Origin of the sequence: Curtobacterium pomorum (assembly GCF_044497295.1) — a bacterium.
Lineage (GTDB): Bacteria > Actinomycetota > Actinomycetes > Actinomycetales > Microbacteriaceae > Curtobacterium.
The window spans coordinates 1,119,578-1,131,245 of record NZ_CP172409.1; the positions used below are offsets into that span (position 1 = coordinate 1,119,578).

Sequence of the window (11,668 nt, forward strand, 5' to 3'; positions counted from 1 at the left end):
GCAACCTGAGCGACGGCGCAGCCTCAGTCGGTTCCACGGCAGAACCAGTACAGCCCGCCTCCCTACGGTTCGGGGCATGCGTGTGGTGCGATGGCCTGGTGCTCTCCTGATGTTCGTGGTGATGTCCGTGCTCGCCGGCATGCTGGTCGCCGTCGCGGTGACACCGGCGGTCGCCGTCGCGGGTGAGAGCACCTCCGGAGCGGTCGCGTTCTTCGAGGACCTGCCGAGCTACCTCGACGTGCAGACGCCGCAGCAGGTGTCGTCGGTGTACGCGACGAAGGGCGGCAAGCAGGTCAAGATCGCGTCGTTCTACGCCGAGAACCGGACGAACGTCACGGCCGACCAGATGGCGGACACGCTCAAGCAGGCCGCGATCGACACCGAGGACCCCCGGTACTACGACGAGGGCGGCATCGACGTCCTCGGCACGCTGCGCGGCGTCGCCGCGACCGTCGTCGGCGGCGACGTCCAGGGCGGGTCGAGCATCACCCAGCAGTACGTCAAGAACGTCCTCGTGCAGCAGTGCGAGGAACTCACCGGCAAGGACCAGGCCGCCACGGCGAAGAAGGTGGAGGCCTGCTACCAGGACGCTGCCGGCGTCACCCCGCAGCGGAAGCTGCAGGAGATGCGGTACGCGATCGCCGTCAACAAGAAGTACTCGAAGGACGACATCCTGACCGGGTACCTGAACATCGTCGGGCTGGGCGGTCGGGTCTACGGCGCCGAGGCCGGTGCCGAGTACTACTTCGGGGTGCACGCGAAGGACCTGTCGCTCGTGCAGTCGGCGACGCTCGTGGCGATCCTCAACAACCCGTCGAACCTGCGCATCGACGTACCGAGCGACAAGGACAACGGCTCGGCCAACGGGTACGCGCTGACGAAGGAGCGCCGCGACTACGTGCTCCGCCGGATGCAGGCGCACGGGTCGATCACGAAGGCGGCGATGACGAAGGCGATCGCGACGCCGGTCACGCCGAGGATCACCGAGACCGCGAACGGCTGCTCGACGGCGGCGACGAACGCGGACGCCGGCTACTTCTGCGACTACGTCCGCGACCAGGTGCTGCAGGACCCGGCGTTCGGCAAGACCGCCGCGGCACGCATCGCGACCCTCGACACCAAGGGCCTGCAGATCCACACCTCGCTCGACCTCGACCTGCAGAGCCAGGCGCAGACCGCGCTGTCGACCTACGTGCCGTCCACGATGGCCGGCGTCGACGTCGGCGGCTCGAACGTCACCGTCGAGCCCGGCACCGGACGCATCATGTCGATGGTGCAGAACACGTCGTACACGCAGGGGGACAACGCCGCAGCGGGGTCGACCGCGGTGAACTACAGCGCGGACTCCGGGTACGGCAACTCCGGTGGGTTCCAGACGGGGTCCACCTACAAGGTGTTCACCCTGGCCGAGTGGCTCGCGACCGGCCACACCCTGTCCGAATCGGTGTCGACCACCGAGCACACCTTCCAGAACTCGGAGTTCACCAACTCCTGCCAGAACGTCAGTGGCGGGACGTGGCCCGTCGCGAACGCCGAGTCCGTGCCGGCGTCGATGACCGTGCAGGCCGCCACCGTCGAGTCGATCAACACCGCCTTCGGCGCGATGGGCAAGCAGCTCGACCTCTGCAAGATCGCGCAGCTCGCCCAGTCGATGGGGATCCACCGCGCCGACGGCGGCGCCCTCGGGCAGACCCCCTCGTCGATCCTCGGCGTCAACGAGCTGTCGCCGATCGACCTCGCCGAGGCGTACGCGGGCTTCGCGAACGGCGGTGTCGTCTGCACGCCGACCGCCATCGACTCGGTCACCGAGTCGGACGGCACCAAGATCACCCCGACGCCGTCGTCCTGCACGCAGGGCGTCTCGGCGGACGTCGCCGGCACCGTGGACTACGCGCTGCAGGGTGTGCTGTCGGGCTCGGGTACCGCCGCCAGCGCGAACCCGGGTGACAGCGTGCCGAAGTTCGCGAAGACCGGCACGACCGACGGCGACGTGCAGAACTGGCTCGTGGCGTCGTCGACGAAGTACACGAACGCCACCTGGATCGGCAACGTGCAGGGGAACGTGAGCCTGGCGAACTGGCCGTTCCTGCAGGGGACCACCGGGTACAGCGCGAAGTTCGGCGTCGGGAAGTCGATGATGGCGTACCTGGACCAGACGGTCGGTGGGGACGCTCTGCCCGCTCCGAGCCAGGCGATGATCGGGCAGGCCAGCCACTCGTCGCAGTCGCAGTCCTCGCAGTCGTCCTCGGGATCCTCGTCTGGACAGGGGGACTCACAGGGTGACCAGACGACGCCGACCACGCCGACGCAGCCGACTGCTCCTTCCACTCCGGCAGCACCGGCGGCTCCCGCCGCCACGGCGGCTCCGGCAGCGGGCGACCAGAACGGGAAGTGACTGCTCGGGCCAATAGACTGTCGGACATCCCACGAACCGATCGACGGAGCACCATGCCTGACATCACGAGCGAGCAGGTCGCGCACCTGGCGAACCTCGCGCGTATCGCACTCACGCCCGACGAGATCGAGAAGCTGACCGGGGAGCTGTCGCACATCGTCGAGAGCGTCGCCAAGGTCGCCGAGGTCGCGACCGACGACGTCCCGCTGACGAGCCACCCCGTGCCGCTCGGCAACGTCACCCGACCCGACGTCGTCGGCCAGACGCTGACACAGGAGCAGGCGCTCTCCGGGGCGCCCGACTCCGACGGCGAACGGTTCCGAGTGACCGCGATCCTGGGAGAAGAACAGTGACCGACATCACGCGCATGAGCGCCGCAGCGCTCGCCGACGCCCTCGTGGCACGCGACGTCTCGAGCGTCGAGGCCACGCAGGCCCACCTCGACCGCATCGCCGCGGTCGACGGCGACGTGCACGCTTTCCTGCACGTCAACCAGAACGCCATCGCGGTCGCGAAGTCGATCGACTCGCGCCGTTCGGCCGGCGACGACCTCGGGCCCCTCGCCGGTGTCCCGATCGCGATCAAGGACGTCCTGTGCACGCAGGACATGCCGACGACCTCGGGCTCGAAGATCCTCGAGGGCTGGGTGCCGCCGTACGACGCCACCCCGGTCGCCAAGCTCCGTGCCGCCGGCCTCGTGCCGCTCGGCAAGACCAACATGGACGAGTTCGCGATGGGCTCGACCACCGAGTTCTCGGCGTACGGTCCGACCCACAACCCGTGGGACCTCGATCGCATCCCCGGCGGCTCCGGCGGTGGCTCGGCCGCTGCCGTCGCTGCGCACGAGGCACCCATCGCGCTCGGTTCCGACACGGGCGGCTCGATCCGCCAGCCGGGCGCCGTCACCGGCACCGTCGGCGTGAAGCCGACCTACGGCGGGGTGAGCCGCTACGGCGCGATCGCCCTGGCGTCCAGCCTCGACCAGATCGGCCCGGTCGCGCGCACCGTCCTCGACGCCGCGCTCCTGCACGACGTCATCGGCGGGCACGACCCGCGCGACTCCACCTCGATCCCCGACGCCTGGCCGTCGATGGCCGCCGCCGCTCGCGAAGGACTGCAGGCCGACACGCTGCGCGGCCTGCGCGTCGGCGTGGTCAAGGAGCTCGCCGGTGGCGACGGCTTCCAGGCCGGGGTCACCCAGCGCTTCCAGGAGACCGTCGCCCTGCTCGAGTCGGCCGGTGCGGTCGTCGTCGAGATCGACGCCCCGTCCTTCGCCTACGCGATCAGCGCCTACTACCTGATCCTGCCGGCCGAGGCCTCGTCGAACCTGGCGAAGTTCGACTCGGTGCGCTTCGGCCTCCGGGTCACGCCCGAGAACGGTGCCACCGTCGAGGACGTCATGGCCGCCACGCGCGAAGCCGGGTTCGGGCCCGAGGTGAAGCGTCGCATCATCCTCGGCACCTACGCCCTGAGCGCCGGGTACTACGACGCGTACTACGGCTCGGCGCAGAAGGTCCGCACCCTCGTGCAGCGGGACTTCCAGGCCGCCTTCGAACAGGTCGACCTGCTCATCAGCCCGTCGGCCCCGACGACCGCGTTCCCGATCGGTGAGCGCATCGACGACCCGCTCGCGATGTACCTCAACGACCTCACCACGATCCCGGCGAACCTGGCGGGCGTGCCCGGCATGAGCATCCCGAACGGCCTGGCGCCCGAGGACGGCCTGCCCGTCGGCGTGCAGCTCATGGCCCCGCAGCGCGAGGACGCCCGCCTGTACCGCTACGGTGCGGCGCTCGAGCGTCTGCTCGAGCAGCAGTGGGGTGCCCCGCTCATCGACCGGATCCCGGACCTCGACCAGAGTCAGCAGTCGGCTGCGCAGGAAGGTGTGATCTGATGGCGCAGAAGGACGCGCTCATGGACTTCGACGAGGCACTGGAGCGCTACGAGCCGGTGCTCGGCTTCGAGGTGCACGTCGAGCTCGCGACGAAGACCAAGATGTTCTCGGACGCACCGAACTTCTTCGGTGGCGAGCCGAACACGAACGTGACGCCGGTCGACCTCGGGCTGCCCGGGTCGCTGCCGGTCGTGAACGCGCAGGCCGTGCGGTACTCGATCCAGCTCGGGCTCGCGCTCGGCTGCTCGATCGCCGAGTCGTCGCGGTTCGCCCGGAAGAACTACTTCTACCCGGACAACCCCAAGAACTACCAGGTCTCGCAGTTCGACGAGCCCATCGCGTTCGAGGGCGAGGTCGAGGTCGAACTGGCGGACGGCACGATCTTCAACGTGCCGATCGAGCGCGCCCACATGGAAGAGGACGCCGGCAAGCTGACGCACGTCGGCGGTGCCACCGGGCGCATCCAGGGCGCCGAGTACTCCCTCGTCGACTACAACCGCGCCGGGGTGCCCCTGGTCGAGATCGTCACGAAGCCGATCTTCGGCGCCGAGCACCGCGCTCCCGAGCTCGGTGCCGCGTACGTGCAGGTCATCCGCGACCTCGTCCGGGCACTCGGGGTCTCCGAGGCCCGCATGGAACGCGGCAACCTGCGCTGCGACGCCAACATCTCGCTGCGCCCCCGCGGCCAGGAGAAGCTCGGCACCCGCACCGAGACGAAGAACGTCAACTCGTTCCGTGCCGTCGAGCGTGCGATCCGCTACGAGATCCAGCGCCAGGCCGCGATCCTGGCCGACGGCGGCACCATCACGCAGGAGACCCGCCACTGGCACGAGGACACCGGCCGCACGTCGGCCGGCCGTCCGAAGTCGGACGCCGACGACTACCGCTACTTCCCCGAGCCCGACCTGCTGCCGGTCGTGCCGGACCCCGCGGTCGTCGAGGAACTCCGCGCGTCCCTGCCCGAGGCACCGGTGGCTCGCCGCCGTCGTCTCAAGGGCGAGTGGGGCTTCGCCGACCTGGAGTTCCAGGACGTCGTGAACGGCGGGCTGCTCGACCAGGTCGAGGGCACCGTCGCCGCCGGAGCCGCGCCGCAGGCCGCCCGCAAGTGGTGGACCGGTGAGATCAGCCGTGTCGCGAACGCGCAGGACGCCGAGCCCGGTGACCTCGTGTCGCCGCAGCACGTCGCCGAGGTCATCGCGCTCGTCGAGTCCGGTGACCTGACCGACCGCCTGGCCCGCCAGGTACTCGAGGGCGTCATCGCCGGCGAGGGTTCGCCGGCCCAGGTCGTCGAGGCCCGCGGGCTCAAGGTCGTGTCCGACGACTCGGCGCTGACCGCCGCGGTCGACGAGGCACTCGCCGGCCAGCCGGACGTGCTCGCGAAGATCAAGGACGGCAAGGTCCAGGCCGCCGGCGCCATCATCGGTGCCGTCATGAAGGCCATGAAGGGCCAGGCGGACGCCGCCCGCGTTCGCGAGCTCGTGCTGGAGCGCGCGCAGCAGTCGTAGTCGCGGTCGTCCTGACGGGAGGCACGGGGCGGCTCCGCCTCGTGCCTCCCGTCGATCCTGGGGACGCGTCAGCGATCCGGTGACAAGATGGGTCGTGACCGCAACGATCCGCGCCATCGGTACCGCCGTCCCCGCGACGACGCTCGACCAGCGCCGCGTGCGCGACCTCTTCTCCTCGCAGCCAGGCCTCGGCCGGCTCGGCAGCCGACTCGTGCCGGCGGCGTTCGACGCCTCGGCCGTGGACCACCGGCACACCGTCCTCGACGAGCTGGACTCGTCGCGCGCAGGTGGTGCCTTCCGGGACGACGACGGCACCCTGCGGTCCCCGACGACCGGGACTCGCAACGACCGGTACCGCGAACTCGCGCCGCCGCTGTTCGTCGCCGCTGCCCGCGACGCCGTCGAGCGCGCGGGCGTGGCACCGGAACGCATCACGCACCTCGTGACGGTCTCCTGCACCGGGTTCACGCAGCCGGGCCCTGACATCGACGTCGTCGAGCATCTCGGACTCCCGGCCGGGGTCTTCCGCCACCACATCGGGTTCATGGGGTGTTGCGCTGCCTTCCCGGCGCTGCGGATCGCCGCCGCGTTCGCCGAGGCCGATCCGGACGCGGTGGTCCTCGTCGTCTGCGCCGAGCTCTGCACGCTGCACGTCCGGGCATCGGACGACCCGGACCAGATCGTCGCGAACAGCGTCTTCGGTGACGGAGCCGCTGCTGCCGTGGTGGCGTCCGACGGCGCCGGGCTCCGGCTCGAGGGCTTCGCGACGGCGGTCGTCCCGGAAGGGGCGTCGGAGATGGCGTGGAACATCGGCGACGAGGGGTTCGAGATGGTGCTGTCCACCGCGGTCCCGAAACTCGTCGGCGCACACGTCCCCGGCGCCGTCGCACCGCTGCTCGAGCACGTGGGCACGCCCGCGGACGTCCCGGTGTGGGCGGTCCACCCCGGTGGACGCGCCATCCTCGACCGGACGCAGGAGGCCCTCGGGCTGCCGGACGCGGCCATGGCGTCGAGCCGTCGCGTGCTCCGCGAACACGGGAACATGTCCAGCGCGACCGTGCTCTTCGTGCTGCGGGACGCCGTCGACGCCGGCCTCGAGGACGGCCGCGACGTCGTCGCCCTCGCGTTCGGCCCCGGGCTCACCGTCGAGGCGGCGCGCCTGACCGCCGTGCGGACCGAGGCCTCGCCCGCGGTCGAACCGCAGCGGGTGCCGGTCGCGACCACGGGAGCGGCGTGAGCGAGCGGGACGGAGCCGGCGCGCGCCTCCAGGCCGTTGACCTGCGCACCCGTGCGCTCGACCTGACCGAACTCATGGACGACCCCGACTGCGACCCGCGCGCCCTGGCGCGCACGTTCCGTCGCTTCGCACTCGTCAACGCCCTCGTCAGCGGCTGGCGTGCGGCGTGGCGGACGCACGTCGCTCCAGCGCTGCCGGCGAGCGGTCGCGGGCGGATCCTCGACCTCGGATGCGGCGGCGGTGACCTCGCACGGGCACTCGTGCGGTGGGCAGCGGCGGACGGGTTCGAGGTCGAGGTCGTCGGTGCCGACCCGGACGCCCGTGCGATCGACGCCGCGCAGCGCTCCACTCCGCGCGGCGTCACGTTCCGGCAGCAGTCCAGCCAGGAGCTCGTGGCCGCGGGGGAGCGGTTCGACGTCGTCGTGTCGAACCACGTGCTGCACCACCTCGGCGACGAGGAGCGCCACGGGTTCCTCGCCGACTCGGAGTCACTGGCGGGCAGCCGGAGCCTGCACTCGGACATCCGCCGTTCCACCGAGGCCTACCGGTTGTACGCGATCGGATCGGCGCTCGTCGCAGCCGGGACGTTCGTGCGCGTCGACGGATTGCGCTCGATCCGGCGGTCGTTCACACTGCCCGAGCTCCGGGACGCGCTGCCGACCGGGTGGCGGGCGGAACAGGCCGCGCCGCACCGGGTGCTCGCCATCCGGGACGCCTGAGGCGCTAGCGCACGTTATATGCGACCGTTGCTCGTGTCGGCGCAGTCCTAAAGACCCACTACCGCTATGGTGACAGATGTTCACTCGGAGGGTCCCTTGGCACAATACTCGATGACGCCTTATGCGTTTGTTCTTAACCCGCGTAATGCCCGCGGTGGGGAACGCTGTAAAATTGACGACGTAGACGGCGCGGGTGGTACCGTTCGTTCGGTCCTCGATGCGAAATTGACCCAACTGAAGGGTGACCAACTTTACGTAGATCCGGATGACGACTCGAAGTTCATTCGCGTCACGCGTCTTTATGTCTACAATGATTTCACCTTCGTCGAATTCGGCACGGCACGTTCGGGTTACGTGGGCACGCTTCATCAAAAATCCGGTACTCGCGTTAGTTACGGCGCCGATGAAGCCAATGAGACCCTGATACGCGGCATCTTTGCCTATCCAGCCGGCGCCCACGAGGCTTACTGGCTCAGCGAGCGTGCGGGAAATGCCTCCGCATATTCGTCAATGCAAAGTTTGCTGCAAAACGCGCTTCGGGCGGCGTACGCGGGCCTCACGGTCAAGGTTGATCCGGTCGCGGATTGGGCGGCAGTGCGCGCCTGGGCACAGCAAGTCCTAGTGCAGGAGATACGTTTCGATGCGCCCCATCGTGGTGGATCGACCCAAGCGATCGACGTAAATGGGCTTCGAGCTGACGTGCGTGTCACAGTGAAGCCGCGCGGTCTTTCGTTGAATCGCATCATTGACGCGAATGGCCCTAAGCGAGAAGATGTCTATGGTTTTCTCTCCGGGGCGCCGCTAGTGGCCAACAGTGGCGCGACTACTCAAAGCGTTATCGGTGATGGTTGGAAAGCGAAGGTTGCTTTCCGAAATCCGTCTGGGCGTCAACGCTCTTTTGGTCTCCAAGCCGACGAGGGGGCGCCGACCTTGATTTATCCTGTTGGCAAGTCCGGCCCGGGCGTGCCCCGCTCTTACCGGCCCACGGACCATGAGTTCGGAGTTTCCTGCGCGGAGTTCCTCTCTGACGTTTCCGGGCGGCTGCCCGTCGGTGTCAATCTCCCGGCTGAGGTATTGAAATTGCTGCCATGATTGTCGATCGATGAACGGTGTTTCTGTTTGGCAGATCGTCCGAGAGCAATTCTGGTCTGAAGCTCCGCCAGTTGTGGCGCGGGCCGGACTGCAGTGGGTGCAAATTGTGTGGCTAGCAATTTCCGGCGCATTTGGAATCGGTAGCTGGCTTGCTGGTGCGGACTTTGACGCGACGACTGCGGTACTTGCTGCTAATGCGATATTTACCGCGCTGGGGATTACTATGGCGATGTTTTTCTGGCCCCGGGCAATTGATTTGAAAAACGACCCGCAATTCAAACTTGCGGATGAGCGTTGGCATGTCTACAGGTTAACGACCCAACTCTTCTTCACAGTTCTGGTCGGAATCGTCGCAACGGGTGTTGCGTTATTCGCTGCTCTTATTCCTGAACATTGGTTGGTTCTTCAGGTGGTGATCAACGCGACTGCCATGGGGCTAACTCTTTATCAAGTCCTTTTGTTGGCTCAGTGCGTTTTTCGTCTGTATGCGGCGACTTACTGGATGCCAAGGGCGTGAATGTTTGTGCCTCTTCAACCGGCATAATTATTGGTTCATGAATGGGGTATTCGAATAGCTGATACGAGTGGCCTAGCGGTTATCTCACTCGTATTGGGACGACGCTGGGGGATCGTCCAGGACTAAGTTCGTGGGGTGGGCTCACCACATGCGGAACGCTTCTGAGTAGGGCTGTCATCGCAGTGAGCCGGGGCGTTCAGCGCTCCGGACCTCGGCTAGCGTCGGAGCATGCCCTCGACACCGCTGCACCGCGTCGCGGTCCTCGTGCTCGACGGCGCGAAACCGCTCGACGTCGGGATCCCAGCGCAGGTGTTCTCGAACCGGCCGCGCATGCCCTACGAGGTGCGGGTGTGCGGCCCCCGGGTCGGTCGGATCACCGGCGGCGACGGCTTGGCCTACGCGGTCGACCACGGGCTGGAGGCACTGGACTGGGCCGAGACCGTCTTCGTGCCCGGCTACCGCCGCCCGTCGGACTCGGCGCCGCCGGCCGACGTCGTCGGGGCACTCGCGCGGGCCCACGAGCGCGGCGTCCGCATCGCGGCGATCTCCACGGGGGCGTTCGCGCTCGCGTCAGCCGGGCTGCTCGACGGCCGCCGGGCGACGACGCACTGGCACTACACGCGGGTGCTCCGTGAGCGGTACCCCGAGGTGGACGTCGACGAGGACGTGCTGTTCGTCGACGCGGGCTCGGTGCTGACGAGTGCCGGCGCCGCGAGCGGGATCGACCTGTGCCTGCACATCGTCCGACAGGACCACGGTGTGGCGCTGTCGAACCACGTCGCCCGACGGCTCGTCAGCGCCCCGTACCGCAGCGGCGGCCAGGCACAGTACGTGCCGCGGAGCGTTCCCGAACCGCTCGGCGACGTGTTCGCCGACACCCGGGAGTGGGCGCTCCGGCACCTCACCGAGCCGCTCACGCTCGAGGCGCTCGCGCGGAACGCCACGGTGTCGACCCGGACGTTCTCACGCCGGTTCGTGGAGGACACCGGGTACACGCCGATGCAGTGGGTGCTGCGGGCGCGCGTCGACCTCGCGCGCGAGCTCCTGGAGCAGTCGGACCTCGGCGTCGACCAGGTGGCCGAGCGAGCGGGCCTCGGCTCCGACGCGAACCTGCGGACGCACTTCCGGCGGATCCTCGGGACCTCGCCCACCGAGTACCGACGGACGTTCCAGGACTGACCGCGCCGTCGCGGCGGTGGTGGCGACATCCTTTCGGACGCTGGCGTCCCTGCCACTGGAGCCGTGCCTCCCGGCCCGTGAGCATGGACCACGGAACGAAAGGAACTCCACATGACCCGCATCGCCATCAACGGCTTCGGCCGCATCGGCCGCAACACGCTCCGCGCCCTGCTCGCACGGGGCGGTGACGACCTCGAGGTCGTCGCCGTGAACGACCTGACCGCCCCCGACACGCTCGCGCACCTGTTCCGCTACGACTCCGCCCTCGGGCCGTTCGACGGCACCGTCGAGGTCGACGGCGACACGCTCGTCATCGACGGCCGCGGCGTCCGCGTGCTCGCATCGACCTCGCCGGCGGACCTGCCCTGGGCCGAACTCGGCGTCGAGGTCGTCCTCGAGTCCACCGGACGCTTCACCGCACGCGACGCGGCAGCCGGCCACCTGACCGCCGGCGCCAGACGGGTCCTGATCAGTGCGCCGGCCACCGGAGCGGACGCCACCATCGCGTACGGCGTGAACTCGGACACGTTCGACCCGGCCGTGCACACGGTGATCTCGAACGCGTCGTGCACGACCAACGCGCTCGCACCCCTGGCATCGGTGCTCGACGACCTGGCGGGGATCGAGCACGGGTTCATGACCACCGTGCACGCGTACACGCAGGAGCAGAACCTGCAGGACGGGCCGCACCGCGACCTGCGTCGGGCCCGCGCTGCCGGTGTGAACATCGTGCCGACGACGACCGGGGCGGCCAAGGCCATCGGGCTGGTGCTGCCCCGCCTGGAGGGCAAGCTGTCCGGTGACGCCATCCGCGTGCCGGTACCCGTCGGGTCGATCGTCGAGCTGAACACCGTCGTCTCGCGGGACGTGACCGTGGACGAGGTGAACGAGGCCTACCGCGCCGCGGCTTCCGGTCCGCTCGCCGGCGTCCTGGCGTTCACGGCGGACCCGCTCGTGTCGACGGACATCACCGGGCGTCCGGAGTCGAGCATCTTCGACTCGCTGCTCACCCGCGTCGACGGGGGCCGGCACGTGAAGGTCGTCGCCTGGTACGACAACGAGTGGGGCTTCTCGAACCGCGTGGTCGACACGCTCGGGATGCTGGCGCGCGCGTAGGGCGGTGCCGCGCG

The 11,668-nt window shown here is 68.8% G+C and carries 10 protein-coding genes; all 10 read left to right on the top strand.

From position 1 onward, the window contains the following. The first annotated feature begins 76 nt into the window (after positions 1 to 76). The 10 genes from ACGH48_RS05400 to gap all read left to right on the top strand — a co-directional run bounded on the left by ACGH48_RS05400 (position 77) and on the right by gap (position 11,654). Positions 77 to 2,395 carry a transglycosylase domain-containing protein gene (locus ACGH48_RS05400; RefSeq protein ID WP_396290484.1) on the top strand — a complete coding sequence of 773 codons (2,319 nt, stop codon included), beginning with the start codon at positions 77 to 79 and terminating at the stop codon, positions 2,393 to 2,395. Positions 2,396 to 2,448: 53 nt separating this feature from the next. Further along, positions 2,449 to 2,748 carry an Asp-tRNA(Asn)/Glu-tRNA(Gln) amidotransferase subunit GatC gene (gene gatC / locus ACGH48_RS05405; RefSeq protein ID WP_111085021.1) on the top strand — a complete coding sequence of 100 codons (300 nt, stop codon included), beginning with the start codon at positions 2,449 to 2,451 and terminating at the stop codon, positions 2,746 to 2,748. Beyond that, positions 2,745 to 4,289, top strand: a complete 1,545-nt coding sequence (gatA, locus tag ACGH48_RS05410; RefSeq protein ID WP_340197394.1) for an Asp-tRNA(Asn)/Glu-tRNA(Gln) amidotransferase subunit GatA — start codon at positions 2,745 to 2,747, stop codon at positions 4,287 to 4,289. The genes gatC and gatA overlap by 4 nt, the downstream gene beginning before the upstream one ends. Further along, positions 4,289 to 5,794: an Asp-tRNA(Asn)/Glu-tRNA(Gln) amidotransferase subunit GatB gene (gatB, locus tag ACGH48_RS05415; protein ID WP_396290487.1), complete on the top strand. Its 1,506-nt coding sequence runs from the start codon at positions 4,289 to 4,291 to the stop codon at positions 5,792 to 5,794. The genes gatA and gatB overlap by 1 nt, the downstream gene beginning before the upstream one ends. 94 nt (positions 5,795 to 5,888) lie before the next feature. After that, positions 5,889 to 7,031: a type III polyketide synthase gene (locus ACGH48_RS05420; protein ID WP_396290489.1), complete on the top strand. Its 1,143-nt coding sequence runs from the start codon at positions 5,889 to 5,891 to the stop codon at positions 7,029 to 7,031. Then, the gene (locus ACGH48_RS05425; protein ID WP_396290491.1) at positions 7,028 to 7,750 is read left to right on the top strand and encodes a methyltransferase domain-containing protein; all 723 of its coding nucleotides are present in this window, start codon (positions 7,028 to 7,030) and stop codon (positions 7,748 to 7,750) included. Before ACGH48_RS05420 ends, ACGH48_RS05425 begins: the two co-directional genes overlap by 4 nt. Before the next feature lie 96 nt (positions 7,751 to 7,846). Then, positions 7,847 to 8,842, top strand: coding sequence for a hypothetical protein (locus ACGH48_RS05430; protein WP_396290493.1), 996 nt, complete (start codon positions 7,847 to 7,849; stop codon positions 8,840 to 8,842). Positions 8,843 to 8,852: 10 nt separating this feature from the next. Further along, positions 8,853 to 9,359: a hypothetical protein gene (locus ACGH48_RS05435; RefSeq protein ID WP_396290495.1), complete on the top strand. Its 507-nt coding sequence runs from the start codon at positions 8,853 to 8,855 to the stop codon at positions 9,357 to 9,359. 228 nt (positions 9,360 to 9,587) lie between these two features. After that, positions 9,588 to 10,538 (top strand): GlxA family transcriptional regulator, encoded by a 951-nt coding sequence (locus ACGH48_RS05440; protein ID WP_396290497.1) that lies wholly within the window; start codon positions 9,588 to 9,590, stop codon positions 10,536 to 10,538. A gap of 111 nt (positions 10,539 to 10,649) precedes the next feature. Continuing rightward, positions 10,650 to 11,654 (top strand): type I glyceraldehyde-3-phosphate dehydrogenase, encoded by a 1,005-nt coding sequence (gap, locus tag ACGH48_RS05445; protein ID WP_396290499.1) that lies wholly within the window; start codon positions 10,650 to 10,652, stop codon positions 11,652 to 11,654. Positions 11,655 to 11,668: the final 14 nt, after the last annotated feature.

What these genes read in the sequence shown, in the direction of transcription:
- gatB (WP_396290487.1), top strand. Translation starts at nt 4,289, where the DNA reads ATGGCGCAGAAGGACGCGCTCATGGACTTCGACGAGGCACTGGAGCGC.
- ACGH48_RS05440 (WP_396290497.1), top strand. Translation starts at nt 9,588, where the DNA reads ATGCCCTCGACACCGCTGCACCGCGTCGCGGTCCTCGTGCTCGACGGC.
- gatC (WP_111085021.1), top strand. Translation starts at nt 2,449, where the DNA reads ATGCCTGACATCACGAGCGAGCAGGTCGCGCACCTGGCGAACCTCGCG.
- gap (WP_396290499.1), top strand. Translation starts at nt 10,650, where the DNA reads ATGACCCGCATCGCCATCAACGGCTTCGGCCGCATCGGCCGCAACACG.
- ACGH48_RS05435 (WP_396290495.1), top strand. Translation starts at nt 8,853, where the DNA reads ATGAACGGTGTTTCTGTTTGGCAGATCGTCCGAGAGCAATTCTGGTCT.
- ACGH48_RS05400 (WP_396290484.1), top strand. Translation starts at nt 77, where the DNA reads ATGCGTGTGGTGCGATGGCCTGGTGCTCTCCTGATGTTCGTGGTGATG.